Raw genomic sequence first — 20,027 nt, forward strand, 5'->3', positions numbered from 1 at the left:
AAGTTAGGGTATCAAGCGCAATTGGAGCCCTCCGTGTCGTCAACGATTATCCGTTTAACAAATATTGCTAATTAAATATTGCTTTTTGGCATAATCGTGATATTATTTAGATAAATATCTAATTAGAATATCATCTAAATGGAAGGGGACAATGTGAGTTTTGAAACTAGCTTTAAGGCCTTAGCGGATCCGGGGCGGCGCAAGATTTTGCGGCTGCTGAAGGGCGGACAGATGTCGGCAGGCGAAATTGCCAGTCACTTTGACATGACGCCAGCCACCGTTTCTTACCATCTCAGCATTCTTAAAAAGGCTGATTTGATTGACGAAGAACGTGCCAAGAACTTTATTTACTATTCATTAAATACGTCTATTCTGGAAGAAATTATGACGTGGTTTGTTGACCTGAAAGGAAATCAAGATGAACAAGACTAATTTTCGGTGGACGACCCTAGTGTCGACCCTGCTAATATTACTGCCAACGGTGGTGGGTCTGCTGCTTTATAAGTGGCTCCCTGAACGAATGGCAATGCACTTTGGACTGGCGGACGTGCCGAATGGTTTCAGCAGCAAGCTGTGGGTTATCCTGGGAATGCCCCTTATCATGCTTCTGCTTCAAGGAATAATGCTCTTATCATTCATGCACGAAGCAAAAACTAAGAACCTTAATTATAAGGTGGTGGGCATCACGTTCTGGCTGCTGCCGGTGCTGATCAACGTCATCAACCTTGCGCTTTACGCCTTTGCACTGGGCTACAAGCTGCGGATATCCGTCGTGCTGAGTATCTTTCTGGGGTTGTTTTTGATGATCTTGGGCAACTACTTGCCCAAGATCAGGCCCAACCACACCGTTGGCATCAGGATTCCGTGGACGCTGAGCAATAAAGCGAACTGGCAAAAGACGCACCACTTGGCGGGTTGGACCTTTATGTTCGGTGGGGTCGTTTTGCTACTAACTTCCTTCTTGCACCTTTTTGTGCTTGTTATTGCCGTTGTTTTTATCGTTATTTTAATTCCAACGTGCTACTCTTACGCACTCAGCAAGAAGGGCTATTAAAAAATAATCAAGCAAAAGACGCGCCTCTGCTGTGAAGCACGTCTTTTTGTGATTAGAAATTGTTGTTTAAATTTTATCCCATAAAGTGCCCAAAGTTAGCTTCAAGCTGCTTGGTCAAGACGGCGGCATCCATTTGGCGCAGCCGGGCCAATGCGAGAATTGTTTTTTCAAGAACGTGCGGGTAGTCCTGAAGTGCGACGGGGTGGCCTTCAAGCCACGCAACTGATCCTAGTCCGTCGGTCTCGACCAGCAGGCGCTCAAGGGGGACCTGCTGTGCTAACGTGATAATGCTGGAATTATGTTCTACTTCAAGGCAAAAACTGAAATAGCAGCCCTCGTCGATGTATTCTTGCTGATAATCCGGACAGTCGTACCAGTGGATCAGGTAGCGATTGGAGTAGCGGCGGATTGTTTGCAGAATAGCCTCCTCGCAGCCTTTGGTGTGGAGAATGACCGGCTTATGATTCCGCTGTGCCCAGCTCATTTGCGCGTTAAACGTCTGGACTTGGTGCTGCATGTCATTATCCGTCCAGACGCCGTCAAGGCCAATCTCGCCGACCACATCTGCACGTTCCAAGTAGGGCAGGGCGTCCGTGAAGGAGAACTTATCCACGTCCCAGGGATGGATGCCAAAGCTGAGTGGCTGGCAGTGCTGGGTCAGGCGCTCGTTAAGCGTCCACTCCGCTGGCGTTTGGCAGTTAATAATGGATTTGATTTGTTCGCTGATTTGCAGCTGAGCGAGTTCAGCATTATTTTCTAGGTGGCAGTGGGCGTCGGTTAGCATGGATTATCTTCCTTTCAACTAAAAACGCGGGCAGCGTCTTTGGTAATTTAAATTATTTTCTCCTCAATATAGCATTTTTGGTGCAACTGCTTCAATAGCACTAGTGAGGTTGCTACGGATGCCATCTGCTTGAGGATTTGTTAAGCGCATTAAACACCCACTGTGAACGCTGTATTTATGCTTTTTCCGCTACTGCATCTGACTTGTACACGGGTGCGTGCAGAAAAATTATCAATCCGCAATTTTAAGATTTTATAAAGACCACCAAGAACTATTAAATACTATATCTAGTATGGTTAGGCATTATCTTTGCTATAAAAGGTATGCTTGGTTATAATTGTGGTACGCTTTTTACAGAAATAGTAATTGACTGGCAATACAGATTGCTTCAAATTGAAAAGATGGTATTGTGAATAAATTGTTCATAAACAGATGAAATTTTACATTGTGATGCTGGAACTTGATACTGTCGTAAGCAGAATTTTTGTAAAAAATAATCAAATAATGGAGGAATAGCATGTCTCAAAAAACAGAACTACTATCAAAACTAACCCCCAAGTCCGGTTTGACTGACGCTGCGGTTCGGCAGCAACGGGCTAAATACGGCCAAAATGAGCTTATTGCCAAGCCCCTTGTACCCCTGTACCAGAAAATATGGCATCACCTCAGCGACATTTCGTCGCTGGTCTTATTGTTTGCGGTCGCCCTGTCAACGTACATGGCGATTTTTCAGGAAGGCGGCTGGACCAAAACGATTGTGATTGGTGCAATTCTGGTGATTAACGTGGCCATCGGCCTGTACCAGGAGGCCTCAGCGGAGAAGTCACTCGCCGCTTTGAAGTCAATGAGCTTGCCCCAGGCAAACGTCCGGCGCTCTGGTCAAGACATGGCCGTCGCAGTCACAGAATTGGTGCCGGGCGACCTGGTGCACTTGAAGGTGGGCGACCAGGTGCCGGCGGATGCCGTGGTGATAGATGAATCCGGCTTTGCCGCCGATGAGGCCATCCTCACCGGGGAGAGCGAAGCAGTGACCAAAACATCGTACCGCACCGGAGAAAAATTAACGGCTAGGCAAAAGGTTTATTCCGGAACAGCGGTGGTGGACGGCCGTGCACTCGTGCAGGTCACCCAAACCGGTATGGCAACGGAACTGGGCAAGATTGCCGGTTTATTGAACCAGACCGAAAAGCGGAATACGCCGTTGCAGGGCAAGCTCGACCACTTGTCGAAGTGGATGACCTTTTTTGCGGCCTGTGGTGGGTTAATAATTTTTATCCTGAGCATTAGGATTCAGCATAAGGGCATCGCCGACAGCCTCATGGTTGGCCTGTCACTGGCTGTAGCCGCGGTGCCGGAGACCCTACCAATTATCGTGACCATTAGCCTGTCGCATGGCGTGCAGCGCATGGCTGAGCGGGGGGCAATCATGCGGCGAGTCGGTGCCGTTGAGACAATCGGCAACGTTGATGTCATTGCGACAGATAAGACGGGCACGCTGACCCAGAACAAGATGACTATCACCAAGTACTGGACGCCGACCACGGGGATTATGCGCACGAATAGCGGCGTGCCGACCGCCGAGCAGAACCTGGCGCGCTACCTGGGACTGGCTACCAACGCCAAGGTAAGTGAAAATAACGGCGAAACTCACGTGATGGGGGATGCAACCGAAATAGCGATTGTGAACTGGCTCGAGGCACTCGGAACCAGCCGTGAAGAATTGGAAGAGACTGCACCCCGAATTGCGGAGGATCCCTTTAATTCTACTAAGAAGATGATGACTACAATTCATCAGTTAGAAGATGGGCGCAAGTTGGCAATTGCCAAGGGCGCGTGGGACCGCCTGCCCCTGAAAAAAGATGCGGCCCTTGCAGACGGCCAACGGGCGCACGATGAGCTGGCCGCAGCTGCCCTGCGCATCCTGGCGGTTGGCTACAAGGTCATGCCGGCCGATGCAAATACAGAAGACTGGGCAACAATCAACACGGACTTCGAACTGGCAGGTCTGATTGGCTTGATCGACCCACCACGTCCGGAAGTTTTTGCCGCTGTGGATGAGGCCAAGCAGGCGGGGATCAAGACCATCATGATTACCGGGGACCACCTGGAAACCGCCAAGGCAATTGCGCACGAAATTGGCATTTTGGAAGATGGCGATCGCGTAGTTACTGGCAGTGAGCTGCAAGAAATGAACGATGCCGAGTTAAAGGAGCAGATTCAGGAAATTGCTGTTTATGCCCGGGTGTCGCCTAGCGATAAAATTAGGATTGTCCAGGCCTGGCAGAATCTGGATAAGACCGTTGCGATGACGGGCGACGGCGTCAATGATGCACCGGCACTGAAGGCCGCGGATGTTGGCGTCGCGATGGGCATTACCGGCACGGAAGTGGCCAAGGAAGCCGCCGATATGATTTTGACGGACGATAATTTTGCCACAATCATTGTGGCGGTCGAGGAAGGCCGGTCGGTCTACCAAAATGTTATCAAGGCCGTTGAGTTTTTGGTTGGCGTCAATTTTGCCCAGATTTTCCTGATGATCATCACTGCAATGCTGGGTTGGGGGCCCGCGCTGCTTGCCGAACAGCTACTGATTATTAACGTGTTGGCCGACGGTATTCCGGGCTTCTTCATTAGCCAGGAACCGGCCGAGCCCCACCTAATGAACCAGAATCCGAGTGCTAACAGTGAAAGTATACTGGGCCGCGGTCTTTTGCAGAGGATGGTTGTGCGTGCTGTTACCTTCACGTGTTTGACGCTGGGCGTTTACGCCTGGGGCCGCTTCGCCCTTGCGGCCGACCAGGCGCAGGTTGGGATGACGCTGGTCTTCCTGGTCCTGGCCCTGGGTTCGATGATTGATATCTATGCCATCAAAGATACGCGCCCGCTAAGCCAGGCCACGCTTAAGAGCAATCCCTTGCTCAACCGGGGATTGATAGCAGGAATCCTGTTGGTTCTGGCTCTTGCCCTTCTACCGGGGCTGCGCAGCTTCCTGGAACTGGCCGCGCTGCCACTTAGTGGTTGGCTCGTGGTTCTGGTTGGCAGCCTGTTGCCAACATTGGTCTTGGAACTGAATAAACGTGTAGCTGGATTTACCCGGCAAGTATGCAGCGAGCGGGAGGAATTTTAGGATTGCTGGGGTCACTGAACCACCTGCCCGATCAACGGAATATGTAGCTAGCTGATGATGCCAGCCGTTTAAAAGATGTTAACTGAAAGCTTGTTTTCCACGAGGGAAGCAGGCTTTTTGTTTTGTAAAAATATCTGGATTTAAGATTCTCCACTTTGTTGATATTCACCGCTATATAAAATTTCCACCTTAAATGGAAATTTCCCGTAATTACAAAGATTGCGATTAAAGTTATTATGTTTTTTGTAAAGGGTTTCAAAGAACAAAAGTGAAGGAGGAAAGATGAAATTCACTGCAAATGATGTTTTTTTAAACGTTAATGAGTCGAGTGTTGATTCATTCTTGAAGTATGCTTCTCAAGCCGCTTTTGACGCAGGTTATACAGAGGACACTGCTGAATTGGACAAGAGCTTTTTGGAAAGAGAAAGAGAATTTTCAACGGGGCTTGAGGATGGCTTTGCCATTCCGCATGCTAAAACCGTGGTTGTTAAAAGACCGGGCTTTCTCTATTTTAGGCTGAGCAAGCCGCTTGCTTGGCAGACCTATGATGATAAGCCGGTGACGGACGTGTTCTCGCTGATGGTTCCACCTGAAAATGCTGGCAACGACCACTTGAAGATGCTGGCTAACCTGTCAACAGCCTTACTTGAAGATGATTTTAAAGTGAAGCTCAGAGGTCTAACTGCAAAGGAAGACATTGCTGATTTTATTAATGAAAAGATTGGAGAATAACAATTATGAACGTAGTCGGAATTTCCGCTTGTCCTGCCGGACTAGCACACACGCCAATGGCAGCGAAGGCATTAGAAAAAGCGGGCAAAGAATTGAACTGGAATGTCAAAATGGAACAACAGGGGATGATGGGACCAGTCAATGCCATTACCCAGGAGGAAGCAGATGCCGCTGACTTTGTGTTGATTGCCTCGGACCAAAAAATCACGAGCATGGAGAGGTTCGCCAACAAGCCTGTAATTAGGGTCGACATCAATACCTGCATCAAGGCACCGAAGGCCGTGTTGAAGAAGTGTGCAGCCGCAGTCAAGAAGGAGGACTAAAATGAAAAAGCTTTTGAAGGAATGGGAAGGAGCCATAATGAGCGGGATCTCTTACATGATTCCAACCGTTATTGGTGGTGCCCTCGTTGTCGGTGTTCCACAGCTGATCGGGATGTGCTTCGGCTACGGCGACTTATCCAAATTTGCTAAGTCAACGGGCTTTTTCCATATGCTGTATCAGGTCAATTCCGTTGGTTGGATTGGCATCGGCCTGGTTAACCTTGTCATTGGTGGTTATATTGCTTATGCCCTCGGGGATAAACCCGCATTAGGCGCCGGCTTTATCGGTGGGCAGCTTGCTACTAATAACCAATTGGGCTTTATCGGCGCAATCGTTGCGGGCTTAATTGCTGGTTACGTTGCTCGCTGGTGCAGAAAGATCAAGGTTCCCGATAAATGGAATTCTGCTATTGAGTTAATAATTATGCCGCTGCTGACGGTCGGTTCAGTTGCAGTTTTTGTCGGCGTGATTTTGACGCCGCCACTAGCCTGGATCAACACGGGGCTAACCTCATGGGTTAAGTTCATGGTTAACCAAAAGACCAATGCGGTTCTGCTTGCTGCCATTATGGGTGGAATGATCGGTGTCGACCTCGGTGGACCAGTTAATAAGGCCGCTTGGGGCGTCGGGAACTTCTTCTTCCTGGAAGGCGTGTACCAGCCGTGTCTATACACCAACATTGCAATCTGTGCGATTCCGATGGGTTACGCACTCATGAGTTTTATTTGGCCAAAGAAACGTTTTTCAGCCGAATTGCTTGAAATGGGCCACAACAACTTAATCATGGGGACCTTTGGCATTACCGAAGGGGCGATTCCATTCATGATGAAGGCACCCCAGTTGATTATTGTGAATGTTATTGGTGGTGCGTTAGGATCAGCCACAGGCGCTTTCTTAGGCGTAAAGTCACACATTCCGCCTTTGGGTGGGTTGCCAGGTATTTTGACCGCCGATAATATCTTTGCCTATCTTGCTGGTATTTTTGTTTGTGCAGTCTTCATTGCAGTTGCTGCTCCGTTAATTGCCAACTTTAACGATGAAAGTTCAACCGGTGAAGAGTCATTAAGTGATGATGATATCGAAATAAACATTCAATAATACGTAACTAAAAAACTATAGTTTAGAAAGAAAACTTAAAATTTCCGGCTATAGTTTTTTACTTTAGAAGAAAACTTAGGAGAAAAAATGGTTAAACGAGTACATGTTGTACCCCATACGCATTGGGACAGGGAATGGTTCTTCACGTCGTCTAAGGCAAAGGTTTACCTTTTAAAAGATATCAAAGATGTAATCGACTGCTTGGAAAAGGGCGATGACTATCAGTTTTTTCTTTTAGACGGGCAATCGTCCTTAATTACCGATTACTTGAAGTGGCGGCCGCAGGACACGGAGCGGGTAAAAAGCTTAGTTAAAGCACAAAAGCTGCTGCTGGGGCCCTGGTATACCCAAACCGACCAGTTCGTTGTTTCCGGCGAGAGCATCATCAAAAATCTTCAGATTGGGATGGAAGACAGCAAAAAATTGGGCGGATACATGAACATCGCTTACGTGCCGGATTCCTTCGGCCAGGAATCCAGTATGCCCCAAATCTACCAAAGTTTTGGCATTAATGATGCGGTGCTGTACCGCGGCTTTTCACTTGCCGATACCAAAAAGTCTGAATTTGTTTGGCAAGGCGAAGATGGGTCTGAAGTCAACGTGTTTCGGATGGCCTGCGGCTACTTCGTGGGCGGAGTGATTGATGAAACAAAACTCAGGACGCTAATGCAAGAAGAGCCGTTCAAGACAATTGTCGACCAAGCTACGACTGCCAATATTTTGTTTCCGAATGGCTCAGATATGGCGCCCATCCGGTTTGACTTGCCAGAATTCATTGCCAAGTTAAACAGGGACAATAAGGATAGATTCACTTTTGAAATATCATCATTGCCAAAATACATCGATGCAGTCAAGCGGGCCAAGCCTGAGTTGACGCGCGTGGAGGGAGAACAGGATTCAGGCAAGGACATGCGCGTCCACAAGTCAATCTATTCTTCGCGTGCCGACCTGAAAAAGCAAAACACCAAGCTGCAGTACTACCTTAGCAATGTCATGGAACCAGTTTTGGCTTTGGGCAGCTTTTTTGGCCTAGATTATCCTCAACAAGCCGTGAAGGATATTTGGAAAAATATGCTTGAGAATGCAGCACATGATTCAATGGGCAACTGCGTGGCGGATGCAGTTAACGATGACATTGAACGGCGCTATAAAGAAGTGCACGACATTGCCACCAGTTTGACCGATGTTACCTTGCGTCAGATTTCGACCAAAGTTAAAAACAATGGTCATCCAATTACGCTTACCGTATTCAACACGCTGCCGCTTGAAAGAAATGAAGTGGTCAAGCAAACAATCTATTCACCTAGTCGGCACTTTAAGTTGGTTGATGAAGATGGCACTAACGTGGCGTACGAAATCACTGAAATTAAGGACGTAACGGAAAGACTAACCGGCGCGACTATTCAGCTGGATCCGGGGCAAGCAATCTATCGTCCCGACAAGGTCTACCAGATCAAGGTGAACGTTGAACTGGCCCGCGTGCCCGCATTTGGCTTCAAGCAGCTGTACTTATTGCCCGCGCATGATGTACCCGCTAAGCTGGCAGAATTGGCGACCGGAAACACGATCGAAAACAAGTTCTACCGCATTTCGGTTAATGATGATGCGAGCCTAAACATCTTGGATAAACAGAATGGTTATTTATATCAGAATCAGGCTGTTTTAGAAGAAAATGGTGATGGGGGCGACTCCTACAATTATTCACCGGCTAAGAAGGACATGGTTATTTATTCCACAGACCAGGAGCACCGCGTTCAGGTTATCCGGGGTAAGCTCCAGGAAAAATTGGTGATTGATTTTGAGTTTAGGGTGCCAAGCGACTTGACCAAGCGCGCAGCCAAAACTGCCGATGCCCGCATGCCGGTCAGGTTGGTTGTTACTTTGGACAAATTATCTAAAGCCATTGCGCTTAAAGTCAACGTTGACAATACCAGGGTAAAAAGTCACCGCTTATGCATTGATTTTGACAGCCAGATTGTCAGCGAAGAGAGCATTGCAGATATTCAGTTTGGTTCAATCAAGCGCCCGCTTGTTAAGGAAAAAGAACTGGCACAATGGGAAAAAGATCCGCACCAATGGCAGGAAAAACCGATTGCAATCAATACGATGCAGAGTTTTGTTGCAATGTCTGACAAATTCAGGTGTATGGCGGTTGCACCACTGGGCGTCAGGGAATATGAGAACATTGGCGAAAACCACTCAACCATTCGTTTGACCCTGTTCAGGACTTACGGCATGCTAGGCAAAAAGGATCTGCTGTATCGGCCGGGAAGAGCTTCCGGTGATGACACCGTTGCGACTCCGAAGGCGCAGCTGATGCAAAAATTGTCTTTTGAATGCGCACTGCTCACCGGGCAAGCGGATTACGACCACACGGAGATAGCTAATGAGGTGAAAGAATTAGCGACGCCCATTCAAATATATGAATACGCGGAGTTTCTAAATGGCCGGCTGACCTTCCCGTTTAACCCAGTTGCGCGTTCATATAATGAAGCGTTTAGCCTTTTTAAGACTGCTGGCAACTTGACGATCAGCACGGTTGAAAAAAGTCAAAACCGTCCTGGTCATAACGTGCGGTTGTATAACCCCAAATTCATCCCCGTTAGTGATGAAATTACGTTTGGCCAAAAGCCAAAGCTGGTGGAATTAGACGACTTAAATGGAAATTGTATCAAACGATTAGAAGTTAAGAACTTAACGGTGACTCTTCCAGAGGTTACGCACGCTAAATTTTTAACAGTTTACTTTGAATTTTAGGAGAAATCATGGTTAAAGCATATTTTGTCAATCATACGCACTGGGATCGAGAATGGTATTTTACGACTCAAGATGCCCAAGTGTTAAGCGATCAACTATTTACCCAAGTGCTTGATGAACTTGAAGAACATCCGGAAGCAAACTTCACGTTAGACGGACAGATGTCAATTGTTGACGATTACGTTGAAATACACCCGGAAGCCCAGGCAAGAATTCGGAAATTGGTTAACCGCAAACAGCTTTTCATTGGTCCCTGGTATACCCAAACCGATGCGCTGATTCCCAATGCCGAATCGCTCTTGCGTAATTTGGTTATCGGAATTTTGGATGCTAAGGAAAACTTCGGTGAGCCAATGATGCTCGGCTACCTGCCGGACACCTTCGGCTTCAACGCCAACTTGCCAATGATATTGGATCAAGTGAATATCCATGATTTCTTATCATGGCGTGGCACTAACTTCAAGCGCCAGACCAACTCGGTCTACTTCAAGTGGAAGGCACTGGGCGGAAAGGCTGTTTTTGCGGCCAACTTCCCACTGGGCTACTATACGGGGCAGATTGACCTCGAATCTAAGCGCAACCTGCAGGACTTTGTCAAAAACAGGCTGGACAAGGGCATTGACTTCGAGGCCCTAAACGGTGATAACGCCGAAGTCTTAATTCCCTCGGGAATTGACCAGATGAATATCATCCATGACCTTTCTAAAACATTAAAAAAGGTTAATGAGTACTCAAAACATGAAGTGGTAATAAGCACTTACCCAGAGTTCATGGCAAAGTTACGCGCACGCAAGCTGCCTGAATATCAAGGCGAGTTAAGGTACCCAACGTACTCGCGGGTTCACAGAACGATTGCTTCGGTCAGAGCGCGCAATAAGCGTAATAATTTTAAATTGGAACAAATGATTACCAGACGGCTGGAACCCCTGATGGTGATTGCAAAATTTGCACAAATACCTATTTCTAACGGCATAGCCATTAAGCTGTGGAAATTGCTATTTAAATTGCAGCCGCATGACACACTGGGTGGCAGCGTGACCGACAACGTGGCGGTCGACATGAACAACCGCTTCAAACAGGCGTTTGAAATAGCAGAAGGTGTAGAAAACTACGTCAAAAAGCGTTTGGCACAGCGACTGGCTCTGACTGATCATGATGTGATCGTCTTTAACACGGATCCGTATGAATTTAACGGGCGCAAAATAGTTGAAATCATTAGTCGGACTGACCAGGTTGAGTTTCCCGCCGAGTACCGGGCTGTAATAATTTCCCAAGAAGAGACTAAGGCCCGTCCGCACATCATGCAGTTAACCCCGAACGGATATGAGTTTAAGGATGAGCCGGGCTACTTCAAGCTAAAGGTAAGCTTGGCCGTAAAAATGGCGGGACTGGGCTACCAGGTTGTTCACTTTGAGGATAGCGCCAAACCGGTTGCTAAATTAAAGCCGGCCGCGGGAAACGCTATCGCTAATGACAAGATTCAAGTTGTTTTTGCTGATAACCAATTCGATTTAATTACCCCCGGCAAGACGTTTGCCGATGTTATCAGTCTCTATGATCAGGCTAACGATGGCGATACCTATGACTTTTCACCATTAAGGGGGGATGCAGAAGTCAGGCTCCCGTGGAACGGCAGGCTTGAAAAAACTAGTGCGGGTGGAATTGAGCGGTTAACCCTGACGGGCGTCTGGCAATTGCCTTATTCTCTGAAGGACCGTCTAGACGAAAAAGACCGGCAACTGGTTGATGTGAAGTATCAGTTGGTTTTAGGTCTGAGTGCAAATTCTCAAGTGGTCGCAGCCAAACTGAAGATAGATAACCAGGCTTTATCGCATCGGCTAAGACTGCGGATGAAAACGGGCATCAGTGCCGAATATGCGCACGCACAAATTCAGGGCGGCTTTAGGCAGACCCGCAACGAGGCGATTGCCCTGGATTGGAATGATGAATTTGTAGAAAAGCCGGTGAATATTTATATTTTTGACCGCTGCGTTGGTCTGCATGATTCGACCAGGGGGCTGTATTTCTTCGGAACGGGGCAGAAGGAATATGAACAAGACAAGGATGAACTCTTCATCACGCTCATGTCGACAACCGGTCAGCTGGGCAAGTCCGACTTGTTGTGGCGTCCGGGAAGGGCATCCGGGGATACAACATCGGTGGGCCACGTGATGATGCCGACACCGATGGCGCAGGAGCTGGGTGAGAATGAGTTTGAGTTTGGCTTGTACGCGCCAAGCGGCACGGAGCTCGATGAAGGCAATATTGCGCACGTATTGTCGAATTGGTATGCCCCATCGATCAGCTACCAGATGCAAAAGTACAATCTGTTTGTCAATCGGCTGGATAACAAGCTGTGGGACATTGAGTTCTCATCATCGCTGCCTAAGCTTAAGCCGGGTGAATCATGGCTAAAGATTAACAATGAGGTTGAAATATCCGCCCTGTACCCCGCATATACAATTAAAGACTGCTTGGTCCTGCGTTTATCCAACATGACTGACAAGGAGAAGGACGTCTCCTACCTTAAAGATGAAGGATATACCCAGGTTAACGGGCTCGAAGAAACGTGCGACCAGAACTTTAAAATCAAGCCATACGATATGCTCACTGTGATTAGGCACATATAAAATCTGGTGGCGGACTAATTAAAAGGATCAAAGTGATTAGATGAAACTTTCTTATAAACGGTTGGGTGATATACTAATGTTTTTATTAAATAAGTCTGCTAATAACTTTGTTTCCGCTTCTTTTTTGGCGCAAAAGTGCAATGTGAGCACGAGGACAATCAGGTCTGACATTCAAGAATTAAATGGCGAGCTGCGTGATTTTAACGTGGAAATCAAAAATAAACGTGGGTCTGGCTTCTACCTTGCAAATCTTACGGAAGAAACGCGCCAGAAGTTAAGCCAGATAGTCAAAAGCGACCTGCCCGCCACCAGTTCCGGTGAGCGCATCATGAAGGTGGAACAGTACTTGTTGGTCAACAATAAGGTGAGTCTTGCTGACCTTACGGAGAAGCTTTATATAAGTGACAACACCTTTTTTACCTACCTGGTGACAATCAAAAAAGAATTTGGCGAACTGGGCTTAAAAGTAGTAAAAAATGGTGATGATTATTCTGTCATGGGGTCCGAATCAGCCAAACGAAATTTCATCATTTCAAAGCTGATCAATAAAAAGACCAACGCCTACATTATTGACTTTACCGAACAAGAAAGGGCCATTTTTGCCAATGTTGACCTCAATAAGCTCAAGCGTATTATTCACGGCTTTCTGCGGCACTACAGCTACCGACTGGCTGACATTAATATTAAAAACATCATTTTGCACGCTGCCCTGACAATTTCACGAATTAAGCTTGGACACCACTTGGACACTGGCAGCGTAATCAAAATCAACCAAGCGGTTTTTGATTCAATTACGTTGTTAATTCAAAAAATCGAGCGTGAATTTGACGTTGTATTAAATAATCATGAACAAGATGACCTGGTTTATCACTTTGCGATGAATTATCCTGAAGGCATGACGTCAGACAACAAGGTTGTCATCAAGAAGGACATTTCCAACGCCGTAGCTATTTTTTTGCAGAACATCAAGAAGGAGTTTGCGGTGGACTTGTTAGACGATCAGGAGTTGCGGATCAATTTGACCCAGCACCTGGACAACCTGGTGAAAATAAAAACCGTGAACGGGCACAGGAAAAATCCGTTGTTGACGGTTATACTGTCGACCTTTCCGTATGCGTATGAAATCACCGCCTATGCGGCCCCAATCCTGGAGCACATGCTCAGCTTGAAGCTGAACGATGATGAATTATCGTTTATTACGCTTCACGTCGGCGCCGCGATTGAACGCCAAGACACGCTTACTTCTAAGAAAAAGGTTGCGTTAATATGTGGCACAGGGGTATCCACAGCTGCACTTGTGCGTGCCAAGCTGCAGTCTCAGTTTAGTTCCTTTTTGGATATTACGGGCACTTATACCTACAACGAGTATCTGGAAGGCAAGGTAGCGGGCAACGATTTCCTGATTTCGATGGTTCCCATTGTTGATTCTGCTGTTCCGGTAATTCAAATCGATCTTGCCAATTTTCATAATGATATTATTCAGTTGTCTGATTATTTAAAATCCCTCAACAATCCCTATAGGATGATTGATAAGCTGTTTGATGAGGCAAATATCTACTTGTTGGATCAAAAGATGACGAAGAATGAGCTTTTGAACAGGCTGATCAAAAATTTGGAGGCTGAAAATGTTGTCAACGAGGATTATATGGCGAAAGTTTATGAGCGTGAAAAAATGTATTCCACGGCAATTGGGGGCAAAATTGCCATCCCCCACTCTTTAGGGTATGCAACGAAAAAGTCAAAAGTATCTTTTGCACGGTTGAACAGACCAATCCAATGGGATGAAAAAAACGAAGTTAAGTACGTTTTTTTACTGGCGATTGCGCGTCAGGATTACTTAAGCATTCAAAAATTGTTTGATTTTATCGTTGACCTGCAGACCAATTCAACCTTCAGAAAAATCATTGACAAAAGTACTTCGCCAGGTGAAGTTAAACAGGCAATCAGCATGTTGATTAAAACGAGTTATTAGGAAGGAAAAAGAATGCAACTGGGATCTATTGAAGCGGGCGGCACGAAATTCGTCTGTGCTGTTAGCAATGAAAACTACCAGGTGAAGAGCCGGGTAATAATACCGACAACCACGCCCCAAGAGACACTGGCCAAAGTTACGGCGTACTTTCAAAAGTACCGGATTGATGCGCTCGGGATTGCATCATTTGGTCCGATTGAGATTAGGAAGACCGCGCCTAATTACGGCTATATTACAACCACGCCCAAGAAGGGCTGGCAAAACACGGACATAGTCGGGATGATCAAAAGAAGGATTAACGTGCCGCTCTTTTTTACGACCGACGTCAACGGATCCGCATACGGCGAGTACGTGATGTCACGGCTGTCAAACGAAGACGTCGATACGCTCGTCTACTACACCATTGGAACAGGCGTTGGCGGCGGTGCCATTATTGATGGCAAGCTGGTGGGTTCACTGGGGCACCCCGAGATGGGTCACGTACTAGTCAAGCGTCACCCAGATGACGGCGATTTTAGGGGCATTTGTCCTTTTCACGGTGATTGCTTGGAAGGGTTGGTGTCCGGACCAACTTTTGAAGCACGCGTGGGGCGTCCGGGACCTGAAGTGCCGCTAACCGACCACGTTTGGGATATTATGAGTTATTACGTGGCCCAGGCGGCTCTGCAAGCCACTTTGATTCTCAGACCGGATAAAATTGTTTTTGGTGGCGGCGTGACCAGCGAAGCGTTCTTGCAAAAGGTCAGACAAGATTTTGCAAATCTGCTGAGCGGGTACGTAAAGGTGCCGGAATTGACCGCTTATATTACAATGCCGGCAATTGCGGATAATGGTTCGGCAACCGTTGGCAACTTTGCCTTGGCCAAAAATGCACTGCGGGCATTGAGCTAGGCAGTAGGCCAAAATAGTTGAATACGCAAGAAGCGCAACGGTGTTCACTGCTACTGTTGCGCTTCTTTTACTGCATAAAGCAAGTATGCGTCGATTAGAAACTTAATACACAAGGATGAGATAAAATGAATAAATTTTTCTGGGGCAATTCGACCTCAAGCATGCAAACGGAAGGCGGCTGGAACGAGGGCGGCAAGAGCCTATCGGTTTATGACGTAAAAAAGGCTGCTAACGATGCCAGCGATTGGCACGTTGCAAACGACAACTACCACCACTTTGAGGAGGATTTTGACTACATGCAAGACTTGGGCATGAACATGTACCGGTTCCAGGTTTCGTGGTCACGGATAATGAAAAATGGTGACGGTGAGGTTAACGAGGAGGGCTTGCGTTATTATGACAGACTAGTCGATGCCCTGCTTGCGCGCAACATTGAACCGATGATCTGCCTTTATCATTTTGATATGCCTTTGCATCTGGCAGAAGAATATAACGGTTTTAGCAGCAAGAAAGTTTGTGCGGCCTTTATCCGTTTTGGCAAGGTGGTGGTTGATCATTTCAAGGACCGCGTCAAGTATTGGATTACCTTTAACGAGCAGAACCTTTACCATACCTCAGAGGCCTTTAAGATTGCGGGTTATGTAAAGGGCGACCACTCATTGACCGTCTTATGCCAGATTGCCCACAACGTGATGTATTGTCATGCGGCCGTTGCCAATTATCTCCATGCCACAACCACCGCTAAAGTAGGCGGAATGCTGGCTTACAGCCAGGTTTACCCGGCAACGGCAAACCCCGCAGATGTTTTTGCCGCGCACCAAATTGCTGAATTTTTGAATTATAACCTGCTTGATGCCTTTGCGTACGGGAAATATTCCGCCATGGTCAAAGCCTTTGTGCGCAATAAGCAGATAAAGGTTGCGCATACGAAAGCGGAGCTAGCAGAAATTGCGGCACTAAGAAGCGACTTTTTGAGTTTTAGTTACTATGCTTCCAGTACGATTGATGCAAGCCGCGTCCCTGCTGGTACGGCGCCAAATTTATACCTGGATTTTGGCAAGGAGGACAATCCGTTTCTAAAGTCCACGGAGTGGGGCTGGCAGATTGATGCTTTGGGGTTCAGGGATGTTCTGAACAAGATTTACCACCGTTACCATCTGCCGGTTTTTCCAATTGAAAACGGAATAGGCGTGCGGGAAAGCTGGGATGGTCAGCACCCAATTGCGGATGATTATCGGATCGATTACCACAGGGAGCACATCAAGGCGATGCAGGATGCAATAAGGCAGGATGGGGTCGAAGTTCTGGGTTATTTAGGCTGGGGACTGATCGATATTATGAGCTCGCAGGGGAACATGGAAAAGCGCTACGGCGTGGTGTACGTGAATCGCACCAACCATGATCTGCGTGATATGAGGCGGGTGCCCAAGAAGAGCTATTACTGGCTGAAAAAGGTTATCCACTCTGATGGCCAAGATTTGGCGTAGCAGCGAGGAGAAACTTAAGATGAATGGTTCTACAAACAGCCCGGGGGAATTGAAGCTGCACCGCTTGTCAGACAAGCATGCAAAAGAGTTGGTAAAAATTGGCAACCAGGTTCATTTGCGGTCAATGCGTGCAGCCTTTACGGCGTTGATGCCTTTTTTGCTAGTCGCGGGGCTAGCCGTTTTGCTTATTGCTGCTTTGAGCACAATTTTACAGGGTGCAGCTTTAGCCCAGCTTCACGTTTGGGCACTTGCCCTCTGCAAGGGGACAATTAATGTTGCTGGCATATTGATTGCACCGCTGGCTGCGTATCATTTAGCCCAAAATAAGGCTTTTGCCAATCCACTTGCGGTGGCATTGACGGCAAGTGCAGCACTATTTATCATGCTGTTTGCTAGTCGCACTTACCCGGCTATTAGCACAAAGCCTGGTTTGTTCGAACAGGTAGGCCCGAGTGGAGTCATTGCGGGGCTCATTATTGGCCTAATTGCAGCAGAAATTCACATGAGAATAGCCCGATTAATGCAACCGGCAGTTAACCCTAAGACTCAAGTACCACCAGCAGCTCTTGCGGATCTTGCGGCCTTAGTCCCGGTGCTGCTGGCTTTGAGCATTTTTGGCCTTGTTGCAGCTACCTGCTTTTACTTTGATTTTGATGTTATTTTTTTACTGTCGTGTTTTGTTCAGCAACCGTTACTGGCAATCGGCACATCACTACCCGGCTTTTTAATTATTTATTCTCTCGGCAACTTTTTATATACGCTGGGCGCTCACCAAACAGTCATCAACGGCACCTTTCTTGACCCCGTGCTCTTAGTGGGAATGATTGAAAATATGGCCCAGGCAATATCGGGTCAGCAGCCCACGCATATCATCAATACGGACTTCGTGACCGTTTATGCGCAGATGGGCGGTACGGGGTTAACCCTGGCTTTGATCATTGCGGGGCTGCTCGTTTCGCGTTATCAACCGTACAGGGATGTTGTCAAACTGGCAACAGTTCCGGGGCTTTTTGAGATTAACGAGCCCATCATCTTTGGCTTCCCAATCGTCTTCAACGTTCCGATGATTATCCCGTTCGTTTTGAGCCCGGTGATTGGATCACTGATCGGCTATTTCGCAACGGCCAGCGGTTTTGTTAAGCCACTGAGTGTGCTCGTGCCCTGGACGACGCCGCCAATTTTAAGCGGCGTCCTGGCTAGTGCCGGCGATTGGAAGGTCGTCTTGGTGCAGATCATCATTCTTATCGTGTGCACGCTGTTCTACGTTCCGTTCATCAAGATTTCTGAACGGGTTGCACTGAAACAAGCGGAATTAGCCCAGGAATAAAAAGCTTGTTGTAATAATGGCATTTGCAAAAAATAATAGCTTCTAGGACGCATATACGCTCTAGAAGCTATTTTGTTTAAAAAAGCTTGACAGCGCTTACTGCAACAATGTTAAACTGCAGTTGATACGGTCAGGCAATTATGTTGTTGAGCAGATCAAGCGACCTGGGAATTGTTACCATAGCACCTTCAAAAATGATTGCGATAACAGAATAGATAAATATTTTTTTCATTTGGGGTACCTCCATGCACGATAAAATATACGGTAAAAGATTTAAACGATTAAGGGAAGGGAAAAATTACAGCCTAGATTTTGCTGCGAGCGGTGTTGCATCCAAAACGGCGCTTTATTACTGGGAGAAGGGTCAAGGCAACATGCCCTTTGGCAAGGTTGTCGCGATGCTAAAAAGAATGAATATCAAAGTGACAGAACTGGTTGACGATACAATAGGCAATGACACGAATATTGACGCTATCAATGCCGCTTATATTAATAATGACGACCGAAAGCTGAAGAAAATTGCGGTTAAGTACCTCACACAAAGCAGAAGCAATCCATACAGCAGAAATCTTCTGTTGAGTGCGGCGATTGCGTGCCAATTCTTGAAGGCCGACACGGAGGAAAATTTATTTTTGCCCGGTGACGTTGAGCACCTCGAAGAAATATTGTCGAATACTAATGAGTGGTACTACGAAGACATATTCATTTTTGGCAACACGTTGTCTCTCCTGCCGGGGCGAAAGGTAGTCGCGTTTACTAAAATGCTGATTGCTAAGTTCATTGACAAACAGGATAAAAGCGATGAAAAGTGGCAGCGCGCGGCTCTTATGACCATCCTTAATGCGGCCTTTGCCTTGATCTATGACGATTATCAGAATGCGCAAAGACTCCTTCCCCTAATTGATGCAATCAAGATTAAAGATGAGTTTTTCTTCGAAAGACTGCGCTTAAAGTTTGCCCTTGAATTGCTGCATTACATTGATACAAAAGATGAGACGCAAATTGTTAACAATTACTTTTCGCTGTTAGACTACCTCGGTATGAACCACTTTAGGACAATTGCAAAAAAGATTTTTTTGCAAATAAAGCAGATATATCAGATTCAGTAGTCTAGCTACTGTAATGATACTATTATTACGGAAAAAATAAATAATATGTTCACTATAGTGAACATATTATTTTTATTGTGGTTTGCGATGATAAACTGTCCATAATGAATGAAAGTAGAGGGATCCTAAATTTTTGCATTCATTATTAATGTGTAAGAGAAGTAGATTACGAGATTTTGATCAAATTTATAATCTATACTCTGAATTAGAAGTAGTTATGGGAGAGCATATCATGAAAAAGAGATTTATATTATCGGCTTTAGCTGGTGTAATGCTGTCAATAGGATCTTCGGGCTTAGTATTAGCTGATGAAAACGAAGATACTGGTAACTTAGAAGAAGATACTTCAGAATTGTTGAGAAACAATCACACAGATAGTAACTGGGATTTTAATTTACCAAGGTTGCAGGGAAATATGTATACTAATAGCAGAATGAAGAAGGATAAAAGCAGAAGTTATGCAAAAGCAACTGCCATTGGTAAAGGAAAAATTGCAGTCTGGACTGAAAGAGCGAATGGTGGAAATATCAACACAAGTGAGTATATCTTAAAGCAGGGTCAGAGTGCAAAAATATACAATAGAGCTTATGAAATGTATGGCAAAACAAACATTAAATTAGGTGTCAAAACTGCTGGATTAGAGATTGTCACCGTGCATGCAGGTGGTAAATGGAGTCCAGATTCTATCTAAACTATATTATCAATGAAAAGGAAAATGTCCTTTATCTGGGTATT

Annotated in this window: 15 protein-coding genes; 14 read left to right on the plus strand and 1 reads right to left on the minus strand. The window is 46.4% G+C overall.

Annotation, left to right across the window (positions count from 1 at the left end; genetic code table 11):
* The first annotated feature begins 138 nt into the window (after positions 1 to 138).
* Positions 139 to 432 carry an autorepressor SdpR family transcription factor gene (locus AC2JF8_RS03805; protein WP_500761203.1) on the plus strand — a complete coding sequence of 98 codons (294 nt, stop codon included), beginning with the start codon at positions 139 to 141 and terminating at the stop codon, positions 430 to 432.
* Positions 419 to 1,054 (plus strand): SdpI family protein, encoded by a 636-nt coding sequence (locus AC2JF8_RS03810; RefSeq protein WP_500761205.1) that lies wholly within the window; start codon positions 419 to 421, stop codon positions 1,052 to 1,054. Before AC2JF8_RS03805 ends, AC2JF8_RS03810 begins: the two co-directional genes overlap by 14 nt.
* 73 nt (positions 1,055 to 1,127) lie before the next feature.
* Here AC2JF8_RS03810 and AC2JF8_RS03815 read toward each other — a convergent pair whose 3' ends face one another.
* Positions 1,128 to 1,838: a TatD family hydrolase gene (locus AC2JF8_RS03815; protein WP_500761207.1), complete on the minus strand. Its 711-nt coding sequence runs from the start codon at positions 1,836 to 1,838 to the stop codon at positions 1,128 to 1,130.
* Positions 1,839 to 2,355: 517 nt separating this feature from the next.
* Here AC2JF8_RS03815 and AC2JF8_RS03820 point away from each other — a divergent pair.
* The 12 genes from AC2JF8_RS03820 (at position 2,356) to AC2JF8_RS03875 (ending at position 19,983) form a co-directional block, all read left to right on the plus strand.
* Complete coding sequence (locus tag AC2JF8_RS03820) at positions 2,356 to 4,965, plus strand: cation-translocating P-type ATPase (RefSeq protein ID WP_500761209.1); 2,610 nt, start codon at positions 2,356 to 2,358, stop codon at positions 4,963 to 4,965.
* 282 nt (positions 4,966 to 5,247) lie between these two features.
* Positions 5,248 to 5,697: a PTS sugar transporter subunit IIA gene (locus AC2JF8_RS03825; RefSeq protein ID WP_500761211.1), complete on the plus strand. Its 450-nt coding sequence runs from the start codon at positions 5,248 to 5,250 to the stop codon at positions 5,695 to 5,697.
* A 5-nt stretch (positions 5,698 to 5,702) separates the two neighbouring features.
* Complete coding sequence (locus AC2JF8_RS03830) at positions 5,703 to 6,020, plus strand: PTS fructose transporter subunit IIB (RefSeq protein WP_500761213.1); 318 nt, start codon at positions 5,703 to 5,705, stop codon at positions 6,018 to 6,020.
* Between the two features lies 1 nt (position 6,021).
* Positions 6,022 to 7,119 carry a PTS fructose transporter subunit IIC gene (locus AC2JF8_RS03835; protein WP_500761215.1) on the plus strand — a complete coding sequence of 366 codons (1,098 nt, stop codon included), beginning with the start codon at positions 6,022 to 6,024 and terminating at the stop codon, positions 7,117 to 7,119.
* An 87-nt stretch (positions 7,120 to 7,206) separates the two neighbouring features.
* Positions 7,207 to 9,876, plus strand: a complete 2,670-nt coding sequence (locus AC2JF8_RS03840; RefSeq protein ID WP_500761217.1) for a glycoside hydrolase family 38 N-terminal domain-containing protein — start codon at positions 7,207 to 7,209, stop codon at positions 9,874 to 9,876.
* 8 nt (positions 9,877 to 9,884) lie between these two features.
* A complete protein-coding gene (locus tag AC2JF8_RS03845; protein ID WP_500761219.1) occupies positions 9,885 to 12,506 on the plus strand; it encodes an alpha-mannosidase in 2,622 nt (873 codons plus the stop codon).
* A gap of 76 nt (positions 12,507 to 12,582) precedes the next feature.
* A complete protein-coding gene (locus AC2JF8_RS03850; protein WP_500761221.1) occupies positions 12,583 to 14,478 on the plus strand; it encodes a BglG family transcription antiterminator in 1,896 nt (631 codons plus the stop codon).
* Between the two features lie 12 nt (positions 14,479 to 14,490).
* The gene (gene scrK, locus AC2JF8_RS03855) at positions 14,491 to 15,369 is read left to right on the plus strand and encodes a fructokinase ScrK (RefSeq protein ID WP_500761223.1); all 879 of its coding nucleotides are present in this window, start codon (positions 14,491 to 14,493) and stop codon (positions 15,367 to 15,369) included.
* Positions 15,370 to 15,494: 125 nt separating this feature from the next.
* On the plus strand, positions 15,495 to 16,856 hold the full coding sequence (locus AC2JF8_RS03860) for a glycoside hydrolase family 1 protein (RefSeq protein WP_500761225.1): 1,362 nt from the start codon (positions 15,495 to 15,497) through the stop codon (positions 16,854 to 16,856).
* A 19-nt stretch (positions 16,857 to 16,875) separates the two neighbouring features.
* Complete coding sequence (locus tag AC2JF8_RS03865; RefSeq protein ID WP_500729144.1) at positions 16,876 to 18,183, plus strand: PTS sugar transporter subunit IIC; 1,308 nt, start codon at positions 16,876 to 16,878, stop codon at positions 18,181 to 18,183.
* A gap of 245 nt (positions 18,184 to 18,428) precedes the next feature.
* Positions 18,429 to 19,292, plus strand: coding sequence for a helix-turn-helix domain-containing protein (locus AC2JF8_RS03870; protein WP_500729143.1), 864 nt, complete (start codon positions 18,429 to 18,431; stop codon positions 19,290 to 19,292).
* Positions 19,293 to 19,524: 232 nt separating this feature from the next.
* Entirely contained in the window at positions 19,525 to 19,983 is a 459-nt protein-coding gene (locus AC2JF8_RS03875; RefSeq protein WP_500729142.1) for a DUF2712 domain-containing protein, read from the plus strand.
* Positions 19,984 to 20,027: the final 44 nt, after the last annotated feature.

The sequence above is a fragment of the Lactobacillus sp. CA30L genome (assembly GCF_059900845.1).